The organism is Cellvibrio sp. KY-GH-1 (genome assembly GCF_008806975.1).
Taxonomy (GTDB): domain Bacteria; phylum Pseudomonadota; class Gammaproteobacteria; order Pseudomonadales; family Cellvibrionaceae; genus Cellvibrio.
Genome location: NZ_CP031728.1, coordinates 3,750,820 through 3,776,677, shown reverse-complemented (window position 1 = coordinate 3,776,677; position 25,858 = coordinate 3,750,820). Strand labels below are relative to the sequence as shown.

Sequence of the window (25,858 nt, the reverse complement as noted above, 5' to 3'; positions counted from 1 at the left end):
ATAAAAGTCTTTTATCTGATAGTTTTAGGCTATTCTAAAAGGCCCAGCCGGAAATTAAAAAGATCCAAGTCTACGGGAGCCACACCATGACCCTCACCGAACTCCGCTACATAGTCACCCTTGCCCAGGAACAGCATTTTGGTCGTGCGGCGGACCGCTGCTATGTCAGTCAGCCAACTTTGAGTATTGCCGTTAAAAAGCTGGAAGATGAATTAGGGGTGGCACTGTTTGAGCGTACAAAGTCGCGCGTGCAACCAACGCCCTTGGGTGAGCAGATTGTGGCACAGGCCAATCTGGTGCTGGAGCAAACGGCAGCGATTAAAGATCTCGCCGATGCCGGCAAAGACCAGCTCAGCAGCCCTTTATCTGTGGGGGCGATCTTCACCATTGGCCCTTATTTGCTGCCGAAGTTTATCCCTCATTTGCAGCAAAAAGCGAGCAAAATGCCGCTCTACGTGGAGGAGGGTTATACCCACAATCTGCGCAAAAAACTGCGCAATGGCGAGCTGGATGTGATCATTATTGCCCTGCCGTTTGAAGAGCCGGATGTGGTCACCCAGGTGCTTTATGAAGAACCTTTTGTGGTGCTGATGCCGAAAGATCACCCTTTAGCGACGAACGATGCTGTTAATCCCAATGATCTGAACAGCGAACAATTACTGCTGTTGGGTGAGGGGCATTGCTTCCGCGATCAGGTATTAACAACTTGCCCGAACCTGCAGCATCACGGTGAGCAATCCGCCAACAATGTGCGTACTGCGGCGGAGGGCAGCTCGCTGGAGACCTTGCGCCATATGGTGGCTTCCGGTCTGGGGTTGACCATTCTGCCGGTATCAGCGGCAGATAGCTCACTTTACAGTGCAGATGTGTTGGTAACCCGCCCGTTTACCGAACCATCACCCAGTCGCACTGTTGCCTTGGCTTGGCGCGCGAGCTTCCCGCGTCACAAAGCGATAGATGCCTTGCGTGAAGCGATTAAATCCACTCGACACTAACTCTTGTAACCAGCAACGCCATGAATGCAGGTATTGCCAGTCGCAAAACTCTGGAACAAGTTCCCGTTACCGAAATCAAGGGAGTTGGTGCCAGTCTAGCCGCAAAATTGGCGAAGATTGGCCTTTTTAGCCTGCAAGATCTGCTATTACATTTGCCTCTGCGCTATCTGGATCGTACCCGTGTCACACCCATAGGTGCGCTCCAGCCTAATATGAATGCAGTTATCGAAGCGGAAGTGCGCACTTGTGACATCGTATTTGGCAAGCGCCGTAGCCTGGTGTGCAAGGTACAGGATGGCACCGGTACCATCACCCTGCGCTTCTACCACTTCAACAATGCACAAAAGCAACGTTTGATCGGCGGAATTCACCTGCGCATTTTCGGGGAAACCCGACGCGGAGCATCCGGGTTGGAAATGTATCATCCGGAATATGAATATCTGGATGACGCGGCGCCGCTGCCACTGGATCAATCGCTAACGCCGATTTACCCGGCCACCGAAGGCTTAACCCAACCGCGCTTACGCAGGCTGGCGCGCCAAGCGCTGACCTGGCTGGACAAGTATTCGCTTAGTGAGCTACTGCCCGAGCCGGTGCGCCGTCAGCTCAATCAGATCTCGCTGGCCGATGCATTACGCTTTCTCCATCAGCCACCGGCCAATGCCAACGTACAGCTATTGCTGGACGGCGAGCATCCCTACCAACAGCGGCTCGCTTTTGAAGAATTGCTGGCTCATCACTTGAGCCTGCTGCTGTTGCGCCGCGAAACCCAGGCCGATGGCGCAGAGAGTTTACGCATGAGTCCGATGCTGAAAAAGTATTTTCTAGAGCAATTGGGTTTTGGTTTGACCCGCGCCCAGGAGCGGGTAATGGGTGAAATAGTGGCGGATATCGCCAAACCGGTTCCAATGTTGCGGCTCGTTCAGGGCGATGTTGGCTCCGGCAAGACGGTAGTGGCGGCACTGGCTGCACTGGCCGCCGTATCCAGCGGCAAACAGGCGGCGATAATGGCGCCGACCGAAATTCTGGCGGAACAACATCGCGTCAACTTTGGCAGGTGGCTTGAGCCTTTGGGGATCAAATTGGGCTGGCTAACCGGCAAGCTCAAAGTCGCTGAACGGCGCACCCAGATGGCGGCAATTGCCAGCGGCGAAGCGCAAATCGTGGTTGGTACACATGCCCTGTTTCAGGAGGCAGTTGCGTTTGCCGATCTGGGCCTGATTGTGATCGATGAACAGCATAGATTTGGCGTACATCAGCGGCTATCTCTATCCGAAAAGGGGACAGTGGGGCGGGAAAACCAACAATCGGCGTATTTGCGCCCGCATCAATTGATCATGACCGCTACCCCCATCCCCAGAACTTTGGCCATGAGTGCCTATGCCGATTTGGACTGCTCGGTAATCGATGAGCTGCCACCCGGGCGTACGCCGGTCACTACGGTAGTGATTAGTGACCAGCGCCGCGATGAGGTGATTGAGCGGGTGCGATTGGCCTGTGAGCAGGGGCGCCAGGCTTACTGGGTTTGCACCCTGATCGAAGAGTCAGAAGCGCTGGAAGCTCAGGCTGCTGAGGCGACGGCAAGTAACCTGGTAGAATCGCTACCCCATTTGCGGGTAGGTCTAATCCATGGGCGCCTTAAGCCGGCGGAAAAAGAACAGGTAATGGCAGCCTTTAAGGCCAACGAGCTGGACTTGCTAGTGGCGACTACGGTTATTGAAGTGGGCGTGGACGTGCCTAATGCCAGCCTGATGATTATTGAAAACCCCGAGCGCCTTGGCTTGGCGCAGTTACATCAGTTGCGTGGCAGGGTTGGGCGCGGGTCAACGGCCAGCCACTGTGTGCTCTTGTACGGGGCGCCCCTGTCGCAAAACAGTCGCGAGCGCTTGCGAGTCATGCGTGAAAGTAGTGATGGGTTTTATATCGCCGAACAGGATTTGCTGCTGCGTGGGCCCGGCGAAGTGCTAGGCACTCGCCAGACTGGCGAGATGCAATTTCGGATTGCCGACCTCCAGCGCGATAGCCATCTGTTGCCGGAAGTGAAGGAGGCGGCATTGTTATTAATGAGCGAATACCCCGCACTGTGTAGCAAGCTGGTTGCGCGTTGGTTGGGGCAGAATCATCGTTATCTACAGGTTTAATGGCTTCTTAATAACCAACTGGCATCTATTTCATTGACCGTATGAGAACTGATCCATTTTTTGGCATGGATAATTGCTTTGTCGTCGTAAATGGCGAGTGTGCTGGCAAATCTCGACTATGCTTGGAAAGAATGGTTGGTGGATCAAGCGGAACTCGGGTTTTTGTGTTGCACAGCTATATGAGAATTGCTCCTATTGCATTACACTCGCTCGCAACATCTGCTGAATAATCTCCTAACCCTATGAATATTAACCAGTTATATCCAATGAGAGGAGTAGGCTGTGTCAGTTCCTACCAGTGTTCAATCCCTGCTCAACAAGCAAAATGTGCATTATCAGGTGGCTGAAGTGCCTGTATCCGAGCATGAGCGAGCGCTTTGGCATGACCAGCACCTGCGGACCATGAGTGCGGCCAAATCAGTCATATTGCAAGACACTAAAGGTCGTGTGCAGGTGATCTACGCTGCCGACCGATTGTTGGATCTAAAAGCGATTAATCGCCAGTTGGGGCGTGAGTTGCATGCAGCCAGCCCGGCGGATATTCAGAAGTTCTGTAACTCCCACAACCTGCAATCCATTCCGGCACTGCCCAAATTGGCGGGTTTGTTAACCTTGATTGATCGCAGTTTGGTTGAGCGCAATGAGCTGTTGGCGGATTCGGGCGACGAAAAACAATTGTTGAAATTCAGTCGCGATGAATTCAAGCAGATGATGGATGACGCTACTATTTGCGATATTGCGGTACCGCTGGAACCGCTGGAGCTGGAAGATACGAGTGCCAGTGATACCGACCAGATTTTAGGCGCAGTGCGCAACTTTACCCAGCTGCGTGTAAAGCAGCGTTTGGAAGAAACCCTGGAGTTACCGCCGCTGTCCGACACTGCCCAGCGCATCATCAAGCTGCGCGTAAACCCCAACGCGGATATTAGCGACCTTGCGCAAATTGTTGAGACAGACCCAAGTCTTGCTGCTCAAGTGGTCAGCTGGGCTGCCTCGCCTTACTATTCGGCGCCGGGCAAGATCAAATCTATCCATGACGCCATTGTGCGTGTTTTGGGTTTCGATATGGTGCTCAACCTGGCACTGGGTTTGTCGTTGGGCAAAGCAATGACCATCCCTAAAGATGGCCCTCATGGGGCCCAGCCTTACTGGCAACAAGCCGTATATATGGCCGCCACTATCGAAGGCTTGGTTACCGCGATTCCTCGCGATCACCGACCCAGTTTTGGTATGGCCTATCTGTGCGGCCTATTACACAACTTTGGCTACCTGATTTTAGGTGAGGTGTTTCCTCCGTATTTTCAGAATTATTGCGAATTGGCCGATGCTAACCCACACGTGAATCATCAGGCGATTGAACGGCACTTATTGGGTGTAACCCGCGAGCAATTGGCGGCGACGCTCATGTCGCTGTGGTCTATGCCGGAGGAAGTGGTGGTCGGGCTGCGCCACCAAAACAACCCCGATTACCAAGGCGAGTTTGCGAGCTACGCCAAGCTGATTTTTGTCGCTCAGCGTTTGTTGCAGCAACACAACATTGGCCGTGGCCCCAAGCTGGCTATTCCCGCCCAAGTGTTTGAAGACCTGCATTTGGATCCGGAAAAAGCCTATACCACGGTGGCGAATATTATAGAGTCGAGCGATGACCTTAAGCACATCGCCCACGAGCTGTCGCCCCATCATTAATCGCAGCTGCGGTCACCAAAACCCCTTTTCCAAGGGGTTTTGTATTTATGGCGCGGCTATTTTCCATACTGATTAGAGTTTGTGAGTGAGTTTGCATATGAGTGAGTTGTTCGATGCCACTGAGGCAGCAGCCATTTTGGTGGCACGTCGGGTTGAAGGAATCCAGGGTGAACGTTTACCTACGTCCTGCCGCCCGAAGGATTTGGAGCAGGCGTTGGCCGTTCAGGCGGCGGTGACTGAATACTGGTGTGAACAAATGGACGACACTATTGGCGGTTGGAAATGCCTGTTACCGCCGGAGGGCAAGCTGGTGGTTGGCCCTATCTACACCCGCACCATAGATTCGGTGCCTCCGGTCAGTCTCTGGCCCAAACCAGGCCAAGCCAATATCGCCCGCATTGAACCGGAACTGGCGTTTTTCTTTGGCAAGGATCTGCCCGCGCGCGCCGAGCCCTATACCCCTGCTGAGGTGGATGCGGCGATTGCTCGCACCCACATGGCGTTGGAGTTGATCAATGGTCGTTACCTAGACCCAACCCAGTGTGAGTTTGCGGAAATGTTGGCCGATGGTCTGGTCAATCAAGGCCTGTTTATTGGCCCGCAAATAGATTCCTCCAGCGCGGCGGCCGCGAGTAGTTTTACCATCACATTCAAATGCGCTAATGGCGAGTTGATTGAGCGCCAGGGTCAACACCCGAATACCCACCCGCGCGCACCGCTTTACTGGTTGGCGGAGTTTCTGCGCAGTCGTGGTCAAGGCATAGTGGCTGGGCAGGCGGTGATTACCGGATCCTACGCGGGGGTTATTGAGGTCCCCATGAATACTGATATCCAGATTGATTACGCTGGATTGGGTAGCATGCAAGTGAGTTTTAGTGCGCGAACTGAGGTTGTGTGAGGAGTTTTTATGAGCGAGGAAACCCCGTTTTATTCCTGTGAGATTCCAGTGCGCTGGGGCGATATGGATGCCTACGGCCATGTGAATAACACCCTCTACTTCCGTTATTTTGAAGAGGCCCGGTTCCAGTGGATGTTGGAAAAAGGCCTTCCGCTCAAAAGCGATACTCACCCGGTGGTGGTGACCATTGGCTGTACCTTCATGCGCCCCATATTTCACCCCGAAACCCTGCGCATCGATGTATTTCTGTCTGAACCAGGGCGCTCCAGCTTTATGGTCAAGTACAAGGTGTACACCCTGTCCCAACCCGATACACCCGCCGCGGAAGGTTATTCCAAGGTGGTTTGGGTCAGCTCAGTGGATGGTAAATCTGTACCTCTTCCAGACGTGGTGCGCGCTTGGTTTCCGGCGGAGTAATGCCCGACTGGTTAGTTGCCGGAGGTTGGGGATTTACTGCCGCGAGTGCCTTATTGATCGGCTCACTGCTTGGCTGGTTTATCCGCTTCTCCGCCAAAGTCATCGCACATGTGATGGCCTTTGGTAGCGGCATTTTGGTTGCGGCCCTGAGTTTTGAGCTGGTCGAGGAAGCCCAATCCGAGGCAAGTATTCTCTGGGTCTCCGGTGGCTTTATGCTGGGTGCGCTGCTGTTCTCTGTGATTAATCATGGGTTGAACAGCTCAGGTGTCAAGCATCGCAAACGCTCCCAGGCTCAAGGACCGGCAGCGCAAAATACCGGTTTAGCGATTGCGGCGGGCACCTTGCTCGATGGTATCCCCGAATCCTTGGCGATAGGCGTGTTGGTGGCTAGTGGTGGCAAGTTGAGCGTCGCCACCGTGGCGGCGATTTTCATCTCCAACATTCCCGAGGCCTTGTCCAGCACTGCCGGTATGCGTGTGGCCGGGCGCAGCGGTTGGTTTATGGTGCGGCTGTGGGGTGGTATGGCGCTTTTATCCGGTGTATTTGCGATTGTGGGAGCGGTATTTTTTGGTAATGCTCCGGCCCCGCTGAAAGCGCTCATTACTTGCATAGCAGCCGGCGGGATTTTCGCTATGGTGGTGGAGACAATGATCCCCGAGGCTTTTGCCGAAACCCACGAACTTTCGGGTCTTATGGCCGCGCTGGGATTTGTTACCGCCCTCGCGCTACAAGCGCTGGAAGCCTAAGGTAGCTGGGATCCAGGAGTCAAAGCAGCTCAGTGCTTGTCCGGCGCTGTCATCAAACGGTAATCTCGCTGGTTGAAAAAGGTGACCGGTAAATTCTCCCTATTCATTTGAATACTGCTGTGCCCACAATCAAGGAAACCCCATGCGTTTAACTCGTCGTCACTTTCTCAAAAATGCTAGCGCCGCCGCCATTGCTTTGGGCGGATTTCGCAGCCTGCAATTACGGGCGCAGGTCTATGCGCAGGATCCACTCTACGGCATCGACAAGGTGGGTCAGTTATTGTTAGATCCAGCGGGAATTCTCAACTTGCCGCGTGACTTTAGCTACAAAGTCATCGCTCGCACTGGCGACTTGATGAGCGATGGATTGCGCATGCCCAGCGCCCCTGACGGCATGGCGGCCTTTCCATTGCCGGGCGATGCCAGTAAATGCATTTTGATTCGCAATCACGAGCTTGCATCGGTGGGTGAGGAAGCCAGCGCTTTTGTCGGCCAGGCGAAACTGGCCAAGCAGACCAAAGGCATCGCCTACGATTTTTACAAAGGGTTGCCGGTGAATGGTGGCACTACCAGCCTTATTTTCAGCCACCGCAGTCAGCAAATAGAGCGCAGTCATCTAAGTCTGGTCGGTACGGCGCGTAATTGCAGTGGCGGTGCAACGCCCTGGGGAAGTTGGCTGACCTGTGAGGAAAGCCTCGTAGGTAAACAGCATGGCTATGGTCGCGAACACGGCTACATATTTGAGGTTCCTTCCAGTGCGAAGGGGTTGATTGGCGCTACCCCACTCAGGGATATGGGCCGTTTTATGCACGAAGCGGCGGCAGTCGATAGCTCTACCGGGATTGTCTATCTCTCGGAAGATGACGCCAAAGGGTTGTTCTACCGCTTTATCCCCAATACCCCCGGCGAACTGTTGGCGGGTGGTCGTTTGCAGGCGCTCGCCATTCGCGGCTGGCCCGGCGCAAATACTCGCAATTGGCCAGAAGATGCCGGTAAACCTGGTGTACAAACAGTGAGCCTGCGCCAGCGCTTTAGCTGTGAGTGGATTGACTTGGAGGAGGTGACGTCGCCGCAAGGGGATTTAAATCTGCGCGGTCACGCGCAAGGGGCGGCGATTTTTGCGCGCGGAGAAGGCTTGGCATTCGCCTTGCGCCCGGATAAAACCCGCGAGATTCTGCTTGCGGCCACCGGTGGCGGCCCGCTGCAGATTGGCCAAGTCTGGCGCTATCAACCTGGCCCTTACGAAGGCACCGCGCGGGAAACCGAGCAGCCTGGAGTTTTGGAATTGCTTTATGAGACCCACAACCGCGCGATTTTGGAATCCTGCGACAACCTTGCCGTTGCACCTTGGGGAGATTTGATTATTTGTGAAGACAGTTATTCGGATTTACCTGATACCGTTAATTATCTGCGCGGCCTGACACCCGATGGCAAAATCTACACCCTGGCGATGAACGCCCATCCTGATAAGGGAGAATTTTGTGGTGCCTGTTTCTCGCCCGATGGCACAACCCTGTTTGTAAATATCCAGCGGCCGGGAATGACACTGGCAATCACTGGCCCTTGGGCTCGCCTGCGCAACCAGGTACAAGGTGTTGCCGTTGTGTAGCGGGTGAGACGGTTGGCGAGCGGTTAAGCGCTCGCTGTCTGCAGCTCTTGCCAGGCGACTTTATCGCTGTGGTGGAGCAGACGCATCACGCCGTGATGATCCTCTACCAGTGCAGTGCAGTTTTCGATCCAGTCGCCACAGTTGGCGTAGCGCAGCTCTCCCTCTTCACGCAGCGCCGGATAGTGGATATGACCGCAGACTACGCCGTCGTAGCCGCGTCGTTTGGCTTCCGCCAGCGCTTCCCGCTCGTAAGTTTCAATGGCGGCCTTGGCGCCCTTGATATTGCTTTTGATCAGACCCGCCAGCGAAAAATAGGGGCGGCCGACCAGTTTACGCAGGCGATCTGACCAGCGATTGATAAACAGCAGCAGTTCGTAACCATGGTCGCCAATGACTCGCGTCAGCCAACTGTGGTTGATATAGACATCCATCGCATCACCGTGCATCACTAACAGGCGTTTACCATCAGCGGTGACATATTCATGTTCGTGAGCAATTTCAATCGGGCCAAATAGCTGTCCGCTAAAGTGCCGAATGGGGTCGTCATGGTTGCCCGGGACGTAGACCACGCGCACTCCCTGCGCTGCCAGTTCATAGAACTTCAGCACCACCTGATAGTGCTTTTTCGGCCAGCAGAAACGGCGTTTGAGCGACCACAAATCGACAATGTCACCGACGAGATAAAGAGTGTTGCAATGGATTTTATTCAGGAAGTCGAGCAGGTAATCCGCTTTGCAATCGCGGAAGCCCAAGTGAATATCGGAGATCCAAACTGTGCGGGCATTAATCAGGTAGCTCGCAGGGCGCGGTTGCGGCTCTAGCGCCTGCGCAGCCTCGAGCAGGGGAGCGGCCAGTGGGTGAACGGAGGAATTCATAGTGCGTTTCCGTGGCTGTTTCATCCAATTTTGGGGTGAAACTGTGACGAAAACGCAACATTTTGATGAATCTTGAATGACAGCCCTAGTGGGTATTGCCGCTCGCTTGATGATTGAGGTGCTGGTCTTTGCTGGAATCCTGGGTCAGCCAATCCAGCACGGCCTGCCGGCTTTCCAGCATTTCCTGATAGGTTTGTAATACCACCGGATTGGGGTTGGGTTGCTGATTGAGTAGTGCAATGCGCGACAGCAGAAAGCTGATGTCTGCTTGAACTTTTTCAGCCACTTCGGTGCTGTTAAACGCCTCGGTACCTATATTAAGTATTGTCATGGGGTGACCTATCCTTGCTGATTTCGCCGCCAATCGGGTTGATGGTGTCAGTGCGGCATGTTGGGCAGTATCACCGAATTCCAAATGTGATAATAGTCGCATTTTGCACTGAATCTTGTGCGCTTTAGCTTACACACTTTTTAGCCTGGCTGTTTTTTGAACAATGTCAGGCAAAACATACCAGTTGCTGACAGGACTATGGCCGGCCCGGCTGGGCTGTCCCACCAGTAAGAAGCGCTAAGCCCGGCGATCACCGCCAGGGCACCTAAAAGGCTGGCAATGATCGCCATCTGCTCGGGCGTGCGCGTGAGCCGGCGGCTGGCGGCAGCGGGGATAATCAAGAGCGCGGTGATCAACAGCACACCGACGACTTTCATGGCAATGGCAATCACGAGTGCCATCAGCAACATCAGCGCAGTGCGTACGCGCACCACCGGTACACCTTCAACCTGTGCCAGCTCTTCATGGACGGTAATCGCGAGCAGCGGTCGCCAGAGCCAGATGAGTGCGCCCAGCACACCGAGGCTGATTGCCCAAATGCCAATCACATCGCTGCTGCTGACAGCCAAAATATCGCCAAACAAATAGGCCAGTAGATCGATGCGGTTCTCGCTAAATACGCTCACACACACCAACCCCAGGGCGAGCGTGGAGTGGGACAAAATACCCAGCAGGGTATCGGTGGCGAGGAAGCGGTTGTGTTGCAGTCCCACCAAAATGAGCGCCAACAGCAGGCACCCCAACGCAATTGCCAAATTGAGGTTGATATCCAGTAGCAAGCCAAAGGTTACTCCTAAGAGCGCAGAATGGGCCAGGGTATCGCCAAAGTAGGCCATGCGACGCCAGACGGCGAAGGCACCTAGCGGGCCGGCGACCAGCGCAACCGCGATGCCAGCAAGCAGAGCAAGAAGCAGGAAATCAATCATGGTGATGATGCTCGCAACTGGCGCCCTGGCTGTGATCTGCATTGCACCCGGGGCCATGGCGATGGAGTTTGCTCTTGCCGCTGTGGATCACATTGCCGTGGGCGTCGTGTTGGTGATCGTGATGGTGAGTGTAAATTGCCACTTGCGGGGCGTTGGTGTTGCCGGTGATCTCGCCAAACAGGGCGAGGTAGGCGGGGTCGTTGGTGACCTGTTCCGGATGGCCATGACAGCAGACGTGTTGGTTGAGGCAGATCACGGTATCGGTAGTCGCCATCACCAGATGCAGGTCGTGGGACACGAGTAATACCCCGCACTGGCGGCGGTTGCGAATTTCATTGATTAACGCATAGAGCGCCGACTGGCCGGTCACATCCACACCCTGTACCGGTTCGTCCAGAACCAGTAATTGGGGGTCGCGCAGCAATGCGCGAGCGAGCAGGACGCGCTGGGTTTCACCGCCAGACAGGGATTGCATGGGCTGGTTAATCTGCCCAGTTATGCCGGTGAGTTGCAGTATTTCATCCAGTGCTGCACGCGGTTTGCCGCCCAAGGCCAGAAATCGGGCTACGGTGAGTGGCAAGCTGGCATCGATGTGAAGTTTTTGCGGCATATAACCGATGCGCAAGCCCGGCGCTTTCTCAATACTGCCCTCGTCTATTTTGATCAGCCCCAGAACTGCGCGCACCAGGGTTGTTTTACCGGCGCCGTTGGGGCCAATCAGGGTCACAATTTTTCCCGCGTCCAGGGTCAGGTCTGCCTTTTGCAATATCTCGCGTCCGTTGCGTGTAACGCCCAACCCACGGGCGCGTATCAGCGCCTCGCTCATACATTGGCTCCCGCGCAATTGGCGCACAGGCCAGAGACCTCAAGCGCTTGGGTTTCCACGCGAAAGCCTGCTTCGCCCGCAACGGCGAGTATCTGCTGGCCTAGGGTTGGCTCATCCAGTTCAATCGCGATGTTGCAGGCACGACAAATCAGGAAATAGCTTTGATGCCGGGTACCGGGCGACGGGCAGCCAATAAAGGCGTTAAGCACATTGATGCGATGGATCAGCCCCTGTTCCAGCAAAAAGTCCAGCGCGCGATACACGGTGGGCGGGGCCACCCGGCGGGTGCTGGCCTTTGCAAGCATTTCCATTAACGTATAGGCACCCAGCGGTTTGTGGTTTTGCCAGATCAACTCCAAAACCTGCAAGCGCAAATCAGTCAAGCGTACACCACGGCTGAGGCATAAATCGCGTGCGGCTTCCAGCGCATCCTGAATGCAATGGTTGTGATCGTGATGGCTACACGCGATGGGGGTGTGTTCCATAAGGCATCCGGTCAATCGCAAAGGTTAGTAAACAGCAGATATGTTACGCTATAACCTATTTCCAGGCATGCTTTTCCGCGCTGCCGTTATTGTTGTCAGTGGACATAATTATGATTCGTGCAGGTGTTATTGGTTTGATCATTGTGCTCGGGCAGGTTCTGGCGCCTATGGTGCATGCAAAGCCGCAGCTGCTGGCCAGCATCAAACCTCTGGCGTTGATTGCGCAAGAGGTGGCAGGTGATCGGGCGGTCGTGGATACCTTGCTGCCTATTGCCGCATCACCTCACGATTATCCCTTAAAAATGTCCGATCATCGCCGCTTGCGCGACGCGGATTTGATTATCTGGGTTGGCCCGGAGCTGGAAAGTTTTCTAGCGCGCGCGCTGGCGAATATTCCAGCGGACAAACAGCTGCCCAGCTATACCCTGCCCAACCTTCACTGGCCTGAAAGTCCAGTCAGTGATGGCCATAACCACGCGCACCATCAACATGTTGGCGGCGATCCCCATCTCTGGTTGGATCCGCGTAATGCCGGTGTCATTGCGCAGGTGTTAGTGCAAAAGCTAACGCAGCTTGATCCTTCGTCGGCACAGAGTTATCAGGCCAATGCCGCGCGTTTTATCGCATCTATCGAGCAGTTAGACCAGCAACTCAGTCTTCAGTTGGCGCCGGTCAAAACACGTGGTTTCGCGGTTTATCATGAAGGTTACAGTCATTTTGTAGGCCGTTATGAGTTGCATCAGGTGGGTTATGTCACCTACACGCCTGAGCGCCGTCCGGGCGCAAAACACTTGAAAGAGCTGCAGGATGTACTGAAAAAGGAAGGGAAATGCCTGTTTGTGGAACCCTATTATCAAACGGATTCCATGAAAGCTATAGTGCAGTCGCTGGGATTAAGGCTGGGAATGCTGGATCCTATTGGCGGGCAACAGGTATCCAGCTACAAAGAACTACTCGAAAATCTGGGCAACAGTTTTTTAACCTGCCTTACGGATGTTGCCCATTAAGCTGGTAAACGGCTGGCGCATCTTCACATTGCGCGCCTCCAACATATCCAGTTGCCGTTTATTCAGCTCTATCACAAAGGCATCGTAATACTGACGTATGTCCCTATCACTCGATGCTCCCGATTCTTTTAAAAGCGACAACATGCCTTCTTGGGTGGCCATGCGATGGCGAACCCCGGTTTTGTGATAGACACAGCTCGCCAGTTGTTGCATACGGAAAATCGCCGTTTGGGAAAAGATCAAGGTGTCCATGACAGCCTCCAGTTTGTGAAAAACAGGGTCAACACCAACAACCCAGGATTAAAGCAACAAGGCGCTCACTCTCCAGGTCAGGAGTTGCATCACTAAAAACTGTGAGAAATCCTGCCTTCAAATCGAGTCTAGGTTAGAAAATAATCAGTGCGAGGGACTTCCGCGCCACCTGAACAGCAAATTACAAATTTGTGAAACGCACAAAAAAAGAGCCCCGCCGCGATATAACAGAATGCTATATGGTCGTCAGCAGGGCTAATACACGAGGAGAAAATAAGGGAGATAGTCCAATCAAAACAGCAGCTTAAAGAAGCTCACCGCGCCAGAGACTAACTGGCGCAGCTATCACTTAACGCTCAAAAGTTTGGGCCAGTTTGGCTTCCAGTTGTTCGTCGAGCTTGGCGCTGGCCTTCTCGGTCAGAACATCAGTCTTTTGATCCAGTTCTTCAGCAATACGCGCTTCCGCGTCTTCCTGAGTTTCTACCCAAGCAGTCTTAACACCGAGATCGGCAGCAGCCAGGGCCAGAGCGTGATCGTTAGCTTCATCGGCATATACGCCAGTTGCAGCCAGTAAAGTAACTAGTAAGAGTGCAGTCTTTTTCATCGTGGGGTTCCTCCATTCGATGGTTTACAAATCCAGTTGCCTTGTGAGCAACCTTTCTGTTTGTTGCTAAAGGGTTTAGGTTCACCAGTAACTTCACATTGAGTTTGTTTTGTTACTGTATGTTACTCATGGTAACACATATTTTTATTCTGCCTAGCACTTGGTTAAACTTTTTAGTTATACAAAGCAAATTTTTGTGAATAAATACCGAAACTTAGCGATAAAACCTCAATGCTTCTCAAGGTTTGGCGTGTGGTAACACATTTCTATGTTGGTAACACTTTTTATGCGCCAGCTAGAATGAGTGTTACTTGCAGCGTGACTGGGGGGCGGGGTAAATCTCGGGGCGGGGGCCATTGGTGGTATCCTTTCGTCCATTCAAAATCTTGCAAAGACATCTATTCCTATGACCCAGTCGCATCCTTTGATCCAACAGCAAAATGCAGCACCCTTAGTGCTGGTTGATGGTTCTTCCTATCTGTATCGCGCTTACCATGCTCTGCCGCCGCTAACCAATTCCAAAGGCCAGCCCACGGGGGCGGTCAAAGGGGTGGTGAATATGATGCGTCGCCTGCGCAAGGATTACCCCGCCAGCCAGATAGCCGTAGTCTTTGATGCAAAGGGTAAGACCTTTCGCGATGAAATGTATGCGGAATACAAGGCCAATCGCCCGCCAATGCCGGATGATTTACGTCCGCAGGTACAACCCATCCACGACATAGTACAAGCCATGGGGCTGCCGTTATTTGTGATTGAAGGCGTGGAAGCCGACGATGTGATTGGTACGCTCGCCCGTCAGGCAACCGAGCAGCAAATGCCGGTGATTATTTCCACTGGTGACAAGGATATGGCGCAGCTGGTGAATGAGCATGTGACCTTGGTAAATACGATGACGGACACAGTGCTGGATATTCCTGGTGTAAATGCAAAATACGGGTTTGGCCCGGAATTGATGATTGATTATCTCGCTCTTATGGGTGACAAAGTCGATAACATTCCCGGCGTTCCTGGTGTGGGAGAAAAAACAGCACAAGGATTGATTCAAGGCGCCGGTGGGCTAGACGCAATCTATGCAGATCTGGAAAAAATTCGCACGCTTTCATTTCGCGGCGCGAAAACTATGCCGGAAAAATTAATCGAACATCGCGAAATGGCGTATTTATCATATCGGTTAGCGACCATTAAAACCGATGTGGAATTACCCTTTGGTCCCGCTGAAATTATTTGCCAGCCGGCGGACAATTTACGTTTGCAAGAATTATTTGAAGATCTTGAATTTAAAAGCTGGGTCACTGAGTTAAGTAAAACAGCAGGTAATGTTTCGAGTGTTGCTGCTGAGGGAGTAACTACATCAACCGAGTCAATAGCAGTTGAAGAAAATATAGCACCGCCAGTTATCGCCGTGGAAAAACATTACGACATAATTACTGAAGAAAATATATTTTCCGATTGGTTGGCGCGTTTACAACAAGCCAGCGTGTTCTCGTTCGATACGGAAACCACGGCGTTGGAGATTATGGATGCAAAAATTGTCGGTTTGAGTTTCGCGATTGAAGCGGGTGTTGCTGCTTATATTCCCTGTGGGCACGACTACATGGGGGCACCGGATCAGTTGCCGCTGGAGTGGGTGCTTGAACAATTAAAACCGATTTTGGAAGATGATAAAAAAATAAAAATTGGTCAAAACTTAAAATATGATCGCAGCGTTTTGTTGAATTGCGGCATTGAATTGCGCGGCATAGAATTCGATACCATGCTCGAGTCTTATGTGTGGAATTCCATTGGTAGTCGTCACAATATGGATGACCTTGCACAAAATTATCTCGGCTACAAAACCGTTACCTTTGAAGAAATTGCCGGCAAGGGCGTCAAACAGCTCAGTTTTAATCAATTAAAAATAGAGGATGCAGGTCACTATGCAGCTGAAGATGCCGACATCACTTTGCGACTGCACCAATATTTCTGGCCGCAGCTGGAAAAAGTAGCCAGTCTGAAATCAGTATTTCAGACTATTGAAATGCCATTGTTGCCAGTGCTGTCGCACATTGAGCGCAACGGTGCCCTGGTAGATGCAAAATTATTGGGCCAACACAGTGTAGAGCTGGGCGTGCGTTTAACCCAGTTAGAGCGCAAGGCTTATGAGATTGCAGGGCAGGAATTCAATTTGAGTTCGCCCAAACAGTTGGGCGTGATTTTATTTGAGCAACAAAAATTACCCATTATTAAAAAAACGCCGACTGGCACTCCATCGACTGCGGAAGAGGTTTTGCAAGAGCTGGCTTTGGATTATCCGTTGCCTAAAGTACTGATGGAATATCGCGGTCTGGCGAAATTAAAATCGACTTACACCGATAAATTGCCGCTCGAAATCAACAAGCGTACAGGTCGCATCCATACCAGCTACCATCAGGCGGTAGCGGCGACCGGGCGCTTGTCTTCGCAAGATCCCAACTTGCAAAATATTCCGATTAAAACTGAAGAAGGGCGCCGTATTCGCCAGGCATTTATTGCTCCCGCCGGTTATAAATTGGTTGCTGCTGATTATTCGCAAATCGAGTTACGCATTATGGCGCATTTGTCCGATGACGCGGGTTTGTTAAGTGCATTTGAAAAAGGCCTGGATGTGCACCGTGCAACAGCGGCAGAAGTTTTTGGTGTGGGACTTGACGCTGTGACACATGAAATGCGCCGCAGTGCTAAGGCGATTAACTTCGGATTGATTTACGGCATGTCGGCTTTTGGTCTTGCGAAACAATTGCACGTGGGGCGCAATGAAGCGCAGCAATATATCGATCGTTATTTTGAGCGCTATCCGGGCGTACAGCGTTACATGAATAATATCCGTGCACTTGCCCATGAGCAGGGCTATGTGGAAACTATTTTTGGTCGTCGTTTGTATTTGCCGGATATTAACGCCAAGAATAAAAACCTGCAGATGGCGGCCGAGCGCACGGCCATTAACGCCCCTATGCAAGGTACCGCCGCCGATATTATTAAATCGGCGATGATTAAAGTGCAGGCCTGGTTAGATGAAACCAAACTCGATGCAAAAATTATTATGCAGGTACACGACGAATTAGTCCTCGAGGTCGCTGAGGGACAATTGGATGAGGTGCGCTCCGGGTTAATCGAGCGTATGTCGGCTGCCGCCAATCTCAAGGTTCCGTTATTGGTGGAAGCTGGCGTAGGGAATAATTGGGACCAAGCTCATTAAAACCGTTGCTATGCTTACTAGGATGTAGGGCTCTCACATAGATTACTCAGGAGAGGGAGTTGTTGTTGATGCGAAAAATAATAACCTTGTTGTTAATACCATTATTGTGGTTGGCAGCAACGTCGGCGTGGGCCGAATTTGTTGTCAGTCATCGCTCGCCTTATGCGCCCGGTGATACTCATCACGAATACAGCACGGCGCTCTTGCAGCTCGCATTAGAAAAAACCCGGGCGGATTACGGTGATTATCGACTTAACCCCATACCTCCGCGCAATTACGCCCGCGCACTCAAGGCGCTGGTGGATGACAGCTATCCCAATTTGGTCATTGAAACCAGCTATGAGCAATCGTTAGCGCGTAATGGCAATTTAACGTTTATTAATTTTCCAGTGGATTTGGGCGTGCTTGGTTATCGTGTCTGTTTCATCAATCCCAAGCTCAAGGCCGCCGGCCTTGATGTTAAAACCTTGAAGGATCTATTGCCCTACACTTTTGCGCATGGTGTGGGTTGGGCGGATACCATTATTTTTCGCCATAATGGACTCAAGGTGCGTGAGATTGATAATTACGATGCTGTTTTTTTAATGGTAATTGGTGGGCGCGTCGATTTTTTTTGCCGGGGTGTGAATGAGGTCCTGGGAGAAGCTGAGCAATTCAGTCATTTGGATAATTTAATGCTCGATGATCAATTTATGCTGGTATACCCCTTACCACGATTCTTTTACTTCAATGCCAAAAGCACGCTTGCGCAGGCGCGAATTGAAGCGGGATTGAAGCGCGCCTTTAGTGACGGATCCTTGCAATCCCTGTGGAAGAGCTATTACCAAGCCAGTCTGGATTATGCAAAGTTGAAAGGTCGCAGGATTGTTCACCTGCAAAATCCGCTCGTGCGTGACTTGGAGGTCCCTCCGGCGATGGATTTCATGGAGTTGTTGGACGAAAAGGCGCCCCAGATACAGCCCTCGCCATCATCAAAAGCTAAATAATGCACGAGTCGGTGTGGAGAAACCCAATTAAATCGTTGATTTTTAAGGGAATTAATAATTAACAAAAAATTGTGCAACTTTTTTTGTAAAAAGATTGAACTTAATTGGAAGCGCCCGGGTCCTAGTAATGTGTGTTTTACGATCATGAGCTAACTCCTCCCCTAATGGCGCTTAAGCCAGCTGAGCGAAGTTTTTAAATGCTAAGCAAACCCCGGATTTCCGGGGTTTTTTTTGCCCGGAATTTCTGCTGTCACTCTGAATTGTGCAAAAACTGTTGCAATTACAGAGCTTTACGTTTTTGTCGAAACTTTTCCAAGTGAACCTTGGTCAGAGTTTACAGTTGATTGATGCGGGTGATCGCGCAACGAGTGCGCAGCCCATCAATCCCGCTTGTGTGGTTTGTCTTGTCCTTGGTCGTCTGACCTAAGCCCATCTGGCATCACCCCAAGGGTGCCAGTTTTTTCCGGTGATTTACCCAAATCATCGGATTTTTTTATTGCGCTTCCTGTTCAGGTTCTGGCGAGATTGACTCTGGTGCCAGCCAGGTTTGCAATTTGGCTTTCAGGTCGTCCAGGCCAGCATATTTAAGGGCCGAGAAGCACTGGATGCTGGTAGATTTGTCCAACCCCAGTTGTTTCAATTCCTTTTTTACGGCAAACAAGCTATTCATGGATTGGCTGCGGCTGAGTTTATCGGCCTTGGTTAACAGGATATGCACGGGCATATGACCCCGCTTGGCCCAGTCGAGCATAGTCGTATCAAATTCCTGTAGTGGATGGCGGATATCCATCAATAGCACTAATCCTTTCAAGCATTGGCGCTTTTGCAGGTATTCGGACAGGTCGCGTTGCCATTTCTCTTTTTGTTCGCGCGATACCTTGGCGTAGCCGTAGCCGGGCAAGTCGACCAGTCGCTGGGTATCACTCAAGTTAAAGAAGTTGATCAGTTGGGTGCGCCCCGGGGTTTTACTGGTGCGCGCCAATTTTTGGTTGGTTAAGGCATTGATGGCACTGGATTTACCCGCATTGGAGCGTCCGGCAAAAGCGACTTCATAGCCGACTTCAGGGGGGCACTCGCGGATACTAGGGGCGCTGGTGGAAAAATAAGCCTTGGTAAATACGATCTCGGTCAAGATAATAACCCTTCAAAATAGTGTGTTATTACCGCGTTGGTAATATAATGCCGCCGCTTTTACCGGCTGCGGTGCGCGCCAACTGGCGGAATTACGGCGGAATAGGGGGGAATTGTAGCTTGTCAGCTTCTGATTAAGCGAATTTAAAACCTCATTACCGTGCATAGCTGCTATATAAAGACGCACGCATAACAATCAGATTCATCGATCAAATCGGGTTAGCCAATGAAACATATCGTACGAAATGCACTTTTATCGCTGGGTTTGGTTGCTGTAGCCCAGGGCGCAATGGCTGCTGGAGATGCTGCTGCAGGCGCTACCAAGGCAGCGGTTTGTGGCGCTTGTCACGGCGCTGACGGCAACAGCATGGTTGGAACCTTCCCTAAATTGGCTGGCTTGGGCGAGAGATACCTGTTGAAGCAAATGTCAGATATCCAGGCGTGGGACTTGGAAGCTGACGCGGCCAAGAAAGAAGTGACTGGCCGTAAAGTGGCAGAAATGACCGGCTTGCTCGCCAAAATGACCAAGCAGGATCTGGCAGACTTGGCCGCGCACTTTGCCGCCCAGACTACCCAGTTGTCCGGTTCCAAGAAAATTGAAGTGCAGGTTAACTCAGGTATTAAGGTAGATGGTCTGGAGTTGGGTGAGCGCACCTATCGTGCCGGCAATCCAACGACCGGTGTGCCTGCCTGTACTGGCTGTCACGCACCGGATGGCAAGGGCAATATCCCCGCCGGCTTCCCGCGCCTGAGTGGTCAGCATCCCGAGTACATTGAAAAACAACTGCGCGCGTTCCGCGCTGGCGACCGCAAGAATGACGGCGATCAGTCAATCATGCGCTCCGTTGCGGACAAGATGAGCGATGCTGAAATTATTGCACTGGCTAACTACATTGCTGGTTTGAACTAGGCAATAACTGTGTGCAGGGCGATAAAAAGGGCGACTTCGGTCGCCTTTTTTGTGTCTGCTCTTTACAGATGAGGGCCGGCGCTGGAAAATCCGGGCCAACTGGGGAACTTGCCGGGCACCTGTGTGACTAATCAGGCAGAATTCCCCTGATACTTACACCATTAACATTACACAATAAAAGATTGAGGAGCGTTTATGCGTATTTTGGTTGCCCTGCTGGGCCTGGTTTTTTCCCTGAGCGCCTGCGCCCAGGAAAAGTCGAGCGAATATCTGGAAGGCCAGCACTATGTGGTGTTGGAGACTCCGGTGCGCACCGCTGACCCCAGCAAGATTGAAGTAGCCGAAGTGTTCGCCTACTCCTGCCCGCATTGCTTCCACTTTGAGCCGTTATTGCAAGCTTGGGAAAAGAAAATGCCGGCGGATGTGTACCTGGTGCAAACTCATGCGATGTGGAACCCAGGTATGGAGCCTTTGATTCGTGGCTACTACACCTCATTAACGTTGAAAGTAAAAGAGCAAACCCATATGGCAGTGTTTAACGCTATGCATATGGAACACAAAAACTTTTCTACAGCTGAAGAATGGGCTGATTTCTTTGCTACCTACGGTGTGGACAAGGCTAAGGCTATCAGCACCTACAATTCCTTTGGTGTAACCAGTCAGATTAAACAAGCGGAAGCGCGCGCGCGTGGATACAAGGTTACCGGCACCCCCGAGCTAGTGGTGAATGGCAAGTATCGCGTCAGCTCTCGCTTGACCGGCGGCCATGAAGAAATGCTGAAAGTGGTGGATTTCCTGATCGCCAAAGAGCGTGCAGCGAAGAAATAATTTCCCCCGCTGTACCGTTATTTACAAAGCCCGCCGCTGTCCAGCGGCGGGCTTTGTTTTTTCCAGTGTTTTTATAGCCGCCAGCCATAGAAGTCCGGTTCCCTGTCTATACTCACTCTTACCTTTACAGTGAGCTAGCGGGCGTGCAAACAGCGTATGACGGTCAATTCAGGCGATAAAAATAACTGGCGGGAGAAATATCTTGGTGCTCTGGATGAGCAGGAGCAGTTAGAGAAAAAGTCCGCCCGACAACAGGAGATATTGCGCAGTGCATTAGTACGCGTCAGCCTTGCGGCTGATGGCCAGGACGAAGCACTGGATACCATTTTGTTGCGCCTGCGCGAAAACTTGCGTGGGGAGTTTAACGCTCTCACGATTGGCCAAACCCTGGAACAAGTAGAAAAAGCGGCGTTGGCATTTGAATCTCACCGGGATCAGTCGGGGCTGGATGTTCGCACCGCGCTGACGGAATTAGTCAAATCCCTGCAGTCGCTCAAGTTGCCCAAGGGCACCGCCAAAGAGTTGGATAGTTATTTAAGCCAACTGCCTGAGCGCAGCAAAAAAATACGTCTATACCCGGCTTTGTTACAGGAGTTGGCGCGCATCCAGCAGCAGGCGCTGGCAGAAATTGAGCAACCGAAGACAGGCTTCTTGGGCAAGCTGCTCGGCACCAAAACCGCAGACCAGGGCAAACCTGCGGGGCAAGTTGTTGAGGAGGAAGACTTCATCGTCAGCTTGCCGTTACCGGGCGAAACTGCCGCTCCCGCCATCGAAACCACTGCGCGTGCTGTCCCTGAATCTGCAGCTCCTGCTGTTGAAACTCCGGCACGGCAGGACGATAAGAATGCTGCGCTGGCAGCGCAAATCGCCGGCGTTCTTAAAGATTTTCTGTGCAGCCTGGAGAATGAGGCGGCCATTAAAACCCGGGTTAGCCGGATTAGTGCCAAACTAGCGGAAGGTATGGCGCCCGAGCTGCTGGTACCGACCCTGGAAACTATTCGCGATTTGGTAATGGAAGCCTATCTCGCCGACAACCAAGCGTTTGCCAGTTACCTCAAAAACGTCAATCTGGAACTTGCAGAGATCTACGCGGTGCTGGGTGGCGCGGTGAAGCATTCGCAAAATGAGCGCGAGGTATCGCGCAAATTGCAGGACGACATGATGCGCGAAATGGGCGAGCTGGAATCCTCCGCCGCTACCGCCACTGACCTCAATCAGTTAAAAGACCGGGTGAAATCGCAACTGGGTAATATTCGCCAGGCGCTGGATACTTACCAACACGGTGACCACGCCCAACAGCAGTTGGCGCAGCAACTGGAAACCCTGGGCGCCAAAATCAAAACCATGGAAGTGGAAGCGGAAAAAAATCGCACCACTCTGGAAAAGCACCGGAAAAAAGCTTTACAGGATCCGCTCACCGAATTACCCAATCGCGAAGCATATAACGAGCGCGCCACCGCAGAAGTGCAGCGCTGGCAGCGCTATGGCCGGCCTTTAAGTGTGGCTATTTTTGATATAGACCACTTCAAGCGCATTAACGATACTTTTGGCCATCAGGCAGGTGATCGGGTGATCAAAGTAATCGGTCGTTCTATTGCCAAGCGTTTGCGCGAAGTCGATTTCTTTTGTCGTTATGGCGGTGAAGAATTTGTTGCGTTAATGCCGGAAACCGATAGCAAAACCGCGTTGTCGGTACTGGAAAAAGTGCGTGAGTCGATCGCCAACGCGTCCTTTAATTACAAAGACCAACCGATCACCATCACGGTTTCTGTCGGGCTCACCGAATTTAAATCCGGTGATGATCTGGAAGCGGCATTTGAACGGGCAGATCAGGCCCTCTATAGCGCGAAATCGTCTGGCAGAAATCGTTGCCAACTGAAGTAACAAGAATTGTTGTCACAGGACGTTTCCGATGAAATTATTGTTACAGTGCCGGCGGGTTTTCGTGCCGGTCGTATTAATGTTGCTCTCCATTTCCGTGGGCGCGGCAGAGTTTTCTTTGGTGGTGAAAGATACCAAAGGCAATTTACAGTCCGATGCTGTGGTGGCGCTGGTGCCTGTGCAAAAAAATCAATATACAGATACACCGACAGTCGTCATTGATCAAATCGACAAACAATTTGTGCCGGGCGTAATGGCGGTGCGGGTAAACACTCTGGTGCGTTTTCCTAATAGCGATGATATTCGCCATCATGTCTATTCGTTTTCTCCCGCCAAAAAATTTGAGCTGCGTTTGTACCACGGAATGACCGCTGAGCCAGTGTTATTTGATAAGCCGGGCACCGTAGTGTTGGGCTGCAATATCCACGACTCCATGGTGGGTTACATCTTTGTGGTGGACACACCCTATTTCGCCGTGGCCGACGCGCAAGGTATGGCGCGCATCAGCCAGGTGCCAGCGGGAAAATATCAGTTGGAGATTTATCATCCGCGCATGAATAGCAATTACCCGGTGAGCAGTGTGCAATTGACGGAAAATGAAACCAAACAGGATTTACGTGTGCTCGACAATTTATCGGAAGCCAAAACCAGCAAATTGGATGACGAATTCTCCGATCTGTTTTAATCAAACAGCCTTAACCGGGTTGCGTTACCTGACCGTTGTTACAAGGCATTTATGACAAGTAATACCTAGAATGGCCCCTGGAATGGACAATACAATGCCACGATTTAGTTACCTGCTCAAACTGTTGGTATTTTTGATTGGCCTGGTGGTCATTCTGGAGGCCATTTCCTATATCGCAACACGCGTGGCAATCAATAAAGCCGTCACCCAAAATGCGCGGACTGAATTATTGGCGGGCGGCGAACTATTTAGTCGCTTGATGCAAAAAAATGTAGAACAACTCGCGCTCTCGGTAAAAGTACTGACCGAAGATTTCGGATTTAAAGATGCGGTTGCCACCAATGATGAAAACACCATAGTGTCAGCGTTAGTGAATCACTCTGCGCGGGTGAAGGCAGATATGGGCGTATTAATTACCAGTGATGGAAAATTAATTGCTAGCGACCAAGCGTTTGGTGTGCAAATTGTTGATGAGTTTTCTGTACTTAAAGAACAAGTTACGCAACGCGGTCAAGCCTACGATATCATCATCGCCAATGGCCGGGCGTACCAGTTTGTCATGTTTTCGGTAAAAGCTCCGGTGGTTATTGGCTTCGCAGGTATGGGTTTTGAAATAAAAAAGGAATTCAGTGATGACTTGCAGAGGCTTACGGGGTTGGAAGTGTCGTTTGTGGATTCCAAAGAAAAAGAATTTCGGTACTTAAGTGGTACCCTCACTCACGAACAACAGGTTCAATTAATAAAAAATTTGGATAACCAACAAAAAACCGACGACGTATTTATTTACGATGAACTCATGACCCTCGCGGTTCCTGCCGCGCGCCAAAATACCCATCTATTTGCATTACTGCAGGTCCCTCTCAGCAAAGTGCTCGCGCCTTATACCAAATTAAATGTACAGCTGTTTATTCTTGCGCTGGCTTTCGCCGGTTTGGCTGCTGTTGCTGCGCTATTTTTAGCGCGCAGTGTCACCAAGCCCGTTAGCATTTTAGCTGATATTGCACGGCGTATTGCTGCGGGTTTTTACACTACGCCGATTGCAGTGAAATCCAATGATGAACTCGGTGATTTAGCGCATGCATTTATCAGTATGCAAAAAGCCATCGGTGAGCGCGAGCAACAAGTGCTCTATCAATCAGAACATGATCCGCTCACTGGGTTGCCCAATCGCCTGCGCATTTTGCCGGAACTGGAAGATGCGATTGCGCGCGCCGGTGTGCTGAATGAAAGAATTTTCCTGCTGGTTATCGATATAAAAAATTTCGGTCAAATTAATGACGAAATGAGTCAGGAGATTGGTGATACGGTATTGCGCGAAGTGGGGCAAAAAATTCAGCGAATATTAACGCATGGCGATGTGTTACGTTTCGGTAGTGATGAATTCGTCGCAATCCTTATGTCACCTGATCAAGTGGTGGTTAATGAATTTATTGAGTTGATTCACAGCGCCTTTAAAACACCGTTAATGGTTAGTGGTATTCAGTTGAGTATCGAAGTCAACATAGGTGCGGCACATTATCCGGCGGATGCAGAAAATGCCGAGTCTTTGTTGCGTCGCGCCACCCTGGCGCTCAATGAAGGTCGGGCCAGCGAGCAGCGGAGCTGTTGGTATCAACAGGGGTGGGATGAAAAATATTTGCGCCGCTTGCATTTGTTTCGTGAATTCGAGCCTTCATTGGCGGCGGGCTATATCAGTTTGTATTACCAGCCTAAAATAAATCTGGAGCAACCGGATTTGCTAGGCGCTGAAGCATTGGTGCGCTGGCGTCACCCGGAACTGGGTTTCGTACCACCCGATGAATTTATCGGTGTGATTGAAAGTTCCGGGCAAATCACCTTGCTCACGCGCTGGGTACTGAAAACAGCAATTGCTCAACTGCGTCAATTGCTTGATGAAGGCATTAAACTCACTTGTTCAGTGAATTTATCGGCGCTGGATTTATTAGTCGATGACTTACCGGCCTATGTCGCCGAGTTGCTACAAGCTAATCGTGTCCCCGCAAAAAATCTATACCTGGAGATCACCGAGAGCGCCATTATGGGCGAAGCCGATAAATGTCTGCACAATTTGCAACGCTTGCGCGACCTTGGCATCACTTTATCGATTGATGACTTTGGCACTGGTTATTCCTCGCTATCGCAGCTGAAAAAGCTACCGGTATCCGAGTTGAAAATTGATAAATCATTTATTTTAAATCTCACCACCAGTGCCGACGATCAATTGATTGTTCGCTCCACGATTGATTTAGGGCATACGCTCGGGTTGAGTGTTACTGCCGAGGGTGTAGAGTCGGAAGAAATTAAGTCACTGTTAAAAAGTTATGGCTGTGACACAGCCCAGGGATATCTCTATAGCAAGCCGTTACCCGCGCGGGATTTTATTCAATGGGTGCACCAGTATCTGGCGGAGCTGGTGGAGTAAATA

The 25,858-nt window shown here is 51.5% G+C and carries 23 protein-coding genes; 15 read left to right on the top strand and 8 right to left on the bottom strand.

Annotated elements, in window-relative coordinates:
- The first annotated feature begins 86 nt into the window (after positions 1-86).
- From D0C16_RS15895 to D0C16_RS15865, 7 genes are all read left to right on the top strand, one after another.
- The gene (locus tag D0C16_RS15895) at positions 87-995 is read left to right on the top strand and encodes a hydrogen peroxide-inducible genes activator (RefSeq protein WP_151033259.1); all 909 of its coding nucleotides are present in this window, start codon (positions 87-89) and stop codon (positions 993-995) included.
- A gap of 20 nt (positions 996-1,015) precedes the next feature.
- Complete coding sequence (recG, locus tag D0C16_RS15890; RefSeq protein WP_151033258.1) at positions 1,016-3,136, top strand: ATP-dependent DNA helicase RecG; 2,121 nt, start codon at positions 1,016-1,018, stop codon at positions 3,134-3,136.
- A gap of 282 nt (positions 3,137-3,418) precedes the next feature.
- The gene (locus D0C16_RS15885; RefSeq protein WP_151033257.1) at positions 3,419-4,822 is read left to right on the top strand and encodes an HDOD domain-containing protein; all 1,404 of its coding nucleotides are present in this window, start codon (positions 3,419-3,421) and stop codon (positions 4,820-4,822) included.
- A 97-nt stretch (positions 4,823-4,919) separates the two neighbouring features.
- Positions 4,920-5,720, top strand: coding sequence for a hydratase (locus tag D0C16_RS15880; protein WP_151033256.1), 801 nt, complete (start codon positions 4,920-4,922; stop codon positions 5,718-5,720).
- Between the two features lie 9 nt (positions 5,721-5,729).
- Positions 5,730-6,137, top strand: coding sequence for a thioesterase family protein (locus tag D0C16_RS15875; RefSeq protein WP_151033255.1), 408 nt, complete (start codon positions 5,730-5,732; stop codon positions 6,135-6,137).
- Positions 6,137-6,883, top strand: a complete 747-nt coding sequence (locus tag D0C16_RS15870; RefSeq protein ID WP_151033254.1) for a ZIP family metal transporter — start codon at positions 6,137-6,139, stop codon at positions 6,881-6,883. Before D0C16_RS15875 ends, D0C16_RS15870 begins: the two co-directional genes overlap by 1 nt.
- A gap of 142 nt (positions 6,884-7,025) precedes the next feature.
- Positions 7,026-8,492, top strand: coding sequence for an alkaline phosphatase PhoX (locus D0C16_RS15865; protein ID WP_151033253.1), 1,467 nt, complete (start codon positions 7,026-7,028; stop codon positions 8,490-8,492).
- A 23-nt stretch (positions 8,493-8,515) separates the two neighbouring features.
- Here D0C16_RS15865 and D0C16_RS15860 read toward each other — a convergent pair whose 3' ends face one another.
- From D0C16_RS15860 to D0C16_RS15840, 5 genes are all read right to left on the bottom strand, one after another.
- The gene (locus tag D0C16_RS15860) at positions 8,516-9,367 is read right to left on the bottom strand and encodes a UDP-2,3-diacylglucosamine diphosphatase (RefSeq protein ID WP_151033252.1); all 852 of its coding nucleotides are present in this window, start codon (positions 9,365-9,367) and stop codon (positions 8,516-8,518) included.
- A gap of 85 nt (positions 9,368-9,452) precedes the next feature.
- Positions 9,453-9,698: a hypothetical protein gene (locus D0C16_RS15855; protein WP_151033251.1), complete on the bottom strand. Its 246-nt coding sequence runs from the start codon at positions 9,696-9,698 to the stop codon at positions 9,453-9,455.
- Positions 9,699-9,838: 140 nt separating this feature from the next.
- On the bottom strand, positions 9,839-10,624 hold the full coding sequence (gene znuB / locus D0C16_RS15850) for a zinc ABC transporter permease subunit ZnuB (protein ID WP_151033250.1): 786 nt from the start codon (positions 10,622-10,624) through the stop codon (positions 9,839-9,841).
- Positions 10,617-11,450 carry a zinc ABC transporter ATP-binding protein ZnuC gene (gene znuC, locus D0C16_RS15845; RefSeq protein ID WP_151033249.1) on the bottom strand — a complete coding sequence of 278 codons (834 nt, stop codon included), beginning with the start codon at positions 11,448-11,450 and terminating at the stop codon, positions 10,617-10,619. The genes znuB and znuC overlap by 8 nt, the downstream gene beginning before the upstream one ends.
- On the bottom strand, positions 11,447-11,935 hold the full coding sequence (locus D0C16_RS15840; protein ID WP_151033248.1) for a Fur family transcriptional regulator: 489 nt from the start codon (positions 11,933-11,935) through the stop codon (positions 11,447-11,449). Before D0C16_RS15840 ends, znuC begins: the two co-directional genes overlap by 4 nt.
- Before the next feature lie 110 nt (positions 11,936-12,045).
- On the opposite strand from D0C16_RS15840, the gene D0C16_RS15835 reads away from it, so the two are divergent.
- Positions 12,046-12,942, top strand: a complete 897-nt coding sequence (locus D0C16_RS15835; RefSeq protein ID WP_151033247.1) for a zinc ABC transporter substrate-binding protein — start codon at positions 12,046-12,048, stop codon at positions 12,940-12,942.
- Here D0C16_RS15835 and D0C16_RS15830 read toward each other — a convergent pair.
- Both D0C16_RS15830 and D0C16_RS15825 read right to left on the bottom strand, forming a co-directional pair.
- Positions 12,913-13,194, bottom strand: coding sequence for a hypothetical protein (locus D0C16_RS15830; RefSeq protein WP_151033246.1), 282 nt, complete (start codon positions 13,192-13,194; stop codon positions 12,913-12,915). The two genes, D0C16_RS15835 and D0C16_RS15830, sit on opposite strands and share 30 nt — an antisense overlap.
- Before the next feature lie 349 nt (positions 13,195-13,543).
- The gene (locus D0C16_RS15825; RefSeq protein ID WP_151033245.1) at positions 13,544-13,798 is read right to left on the bottom strand and encodes a hypothetical protein; all 255 of its coding nucleotides are present in this window, start codon (positions 13,796-13,798) and stop codon (positions 13,544-13,546) included.
- 406 nt (positions 13,799-14,204) lie between these two features.
- Between D0C16_RS15825 and polA the strand changes: the two genes are divergently transcribed.
- Positions 14,205-17,012, top strand: a complete 2,808-nt coding sequence (gene polA / locus D0C16_RS15820) for a DNA polymerase I (protein ID WP_151033244.1) — start codon at positions 14,205-14,207, stop codon at positions 17,010-17,012.
- A gap of 68 nt (positions 17,013-17,080) precedes the next feature.
- Positions 17,081-17,998: a hypothetical protein gene (locus tag D0C16_RS15815; protein WP_151033243.1), complete on the top strand. Its 918-nt coding sequence runs from the start codon at positions 17,081-17,083 to the stop codon at positions 17,996-17,998.
- A 493-nt stretch (positions 17,999-18,491) separates the two neighbouring features.
- Here D0C16_RS15815 and yihA read toward each other — a convergent pair whose 3' ends face one another.
- Positions 18,492-19,130, bottom strand: coding sequence for a ribosome biogenesis GTP-binding protein YihA/YsxC (yihA, locus tag D0C16_RS15810; RefSeq protein ID WP_151033242.1), 639 nt, complete (start codon positions 19,128-19,130; stop codon positions 18,492-18,494).
- A gap of 225 nt (positions 19,131-19,355) precedes the next feature.
- On the opposite strand from yihA, the gene D0C16_RS15805 reads away from it, so the two are divergent.
- The 5 genes from D0C16_RS15805 (at position 19,356) to D0C16_RS15785 (ending at position 25,855) form a co-directional block, all read left to right on the top strand.
- On the top strand, positions 19,356-20,039 hold the full coding sequence (locus tag D0C16_RS15805; RefSeq protein ID WP_151033241.1) for a c-type cytochrome: 684 nt from the start codon (positions 19,356-19,358) through the stop codon (positions 20,037-20,039).
- A 195-nt stretch (positions 20,040-20,234) separates the two neighbouring features.
- Positions 20,235-20,867 carry a thiol:disulfide interchange protein DsbA/DsbL gene (locus D0C16_RS15800; RefSeq protein WP_151033240.1) on the top strand — a complete coding sequence of 211 codons (633 nt, stop codon included), beginning with the start codon at positions 20,235-20,237 and terminating at the stop codon, positions 20,865-20,867.
- A gap of 156 nt (positions 20,868-21,023) precedes the next feature.
- A complete protein-coding gene (locus tag D0C16_RS15795) occupies positions 21,024-22,751 on the top strand; it encodes a diguanylate cyclase (RefSeq protein ID WP_151033239.1) in 1,728 nt (575 codons plus the stop codon).
- Between the two features lie 28 nt (positions 22,752-22,779).
- Complete coding sequence (locus D0C16_RS15790) at positions 22,780-23,433, top strand: methylamine utilization protein (RefSeq protein ID WP_225318713.1); 654 nt, start codon at positions 22,780-22,782, stop codon at positions 23,431-23,433.
- Positions 23,434-23,527: 94 nt separating this feature from the next.
- Positions 23,528-25,855, top strand: a complete 2,328-nt coding sequence (locus tag D0C16_RS15785; RefSeq protein WP_191968513.1) for an EAL domain-containing protein — start codon at positions 23,528-23,530, stop codon at positions 25,853-25,855.
- Positions 25,856-25,858 lie beyond the last annotated feature (3 nt).

Coding starts and splice junctions, on each gene's coding strand:
- znuB (WP_151033250.1), bottom strand. CDS start 10,624: ATGATTGATTTCCTGCTTCTTGCTCTGCTTGCTGGCATCGCGGTTGCG.
- D0C16_RS15825 (WP_151033245.1), bottom strand. CDS start 13,798: ATGAAAAAGACTGCACTCTTACTAGTTACTTTACTGGCTGCAACTGGC.
- D0C16_RS15840 (WP_151033248.1), bottom strand. CDS start 11,935: ATGGAACACACCCCCATCGCGTGTAGCCATCACGATCACAACCATTGC.
- D0C16_RS15805 (WP_151033241.1), top strand. CDS start 19,356: ATGAAACATATCGTACGAAATGCACTTTTATCGCTGGGTTTGGTTGCT.
- D0C16_RS15815 (WP_151033243.1), top strand. CDS start 17,081: ATGCGAAAAATAATAACCTTGTTGTTAATACCATTATTGTGGTTGGCA.
- polA (WP_151033244.1), top strand. CDS start 14,205: ATGACCCAGTCGCATCCTTTGATCCAACAGCAAAATGCAGCACCCTTA.
- D0C16_RS15785 (WP_191968513.1), top strand. CDS start 23,528: ATGCCACGATTTAGTTACCTGCTCAAACTGTTGGTATTTTTGATTGGC.
- D0C16_RS15795 (WP_151033239.1), top strand. CDS start 21,024: ATGACGGTCAATTCAGGCGATAAAAATAACTGGCGGGAGAAATATCTT.
- D0C16_RS15800 (WP_151033240.1), top strand. CDS start 20,235: ATGCGTATTTTGGTTGCCCTGCTGGGCCTGGTTTTTTCCCTGAGCGCC.
- recG (WP_151033258.1), top strand. CDS start 1,016: ATGAATGCAGGTATTGCCAGTCGCAAAACTCTGGAACAAGTTCCCGTT.
- D0C16_RS15835 (WP_151033247.1), top strand. CDS start 12,046: ATGATTCGTGCAGGTGTTATTGGTTTGATCATTGTGCTCGGGCAGGTT.
- D0C16_RS15875 (WP_151033255.1), top strand. CDS start 5,730: ATGAGCGAGGAAACCCCGTTTTATTCCTGTGAGATTCCAGTGCGCTGG.
- D0C16_RS15865 (WP_151033253.1), top strand. CDS start 7,026: ATGCGTTTAACTCGTCGTCACTTTCTCAAAAATGCTAGCGCCGCCGCC.
- D0C16_RS15860 (WP_151033252.1), bottom strand. CDS start 9,367: ATGAATTCCTCCGTTCACCCACTGGCCGCTCCCCTGCTCGAGGCTGCG.
- D0C16_RS15855 (WP_151033251.1), bottom strand. CDS start 9,698: ATGACAATACTTAATATAGGTACCGAGGCGTTTAACAGCACCGAAGTG.
- D0C16_RS15880 (WP_151033256.1), top strand. CDS start 4,920: ATGAGTGAGTTGTTCGATGCCACTGAGGCAGCAGCCATTTTGGTGGCA.
- D0C16_RS15870 (WP_151033254.1), top strand. CDS start 6,137: ATGCCCGACTGGTTAGTTGCCGGAGGTTGGGGATTTACTGCCGCGAGT.
- D0C16_RS15895 (WP_151033259.1), top strand. CDS start 87: ATGACCCTCACCGAACTCCGCTACATAGTCACCCTTGCCCAGGAACAG.
- D0C16_RS15830 (WP_151033246.1), bottom strand. CDS start 13,194: ATGGACACCTTGATCTTTTCCCAAACGGCGATTTTCCGTATGCAACAA.
- D0C16_RS15790 (WP_225318713.1), top strand. CDS start 22,780: ATGAAATTATTGTTACAGTGCCGGCGGGTTTTCGTGCCGGTCGTATTA.
- znuC (WP_151033249.1), bottom strand. CDS start 11,450: ATGAGCGAGGCGCTGATACGCGCCCGTGGGTTGGGCGTTACACGCAAC.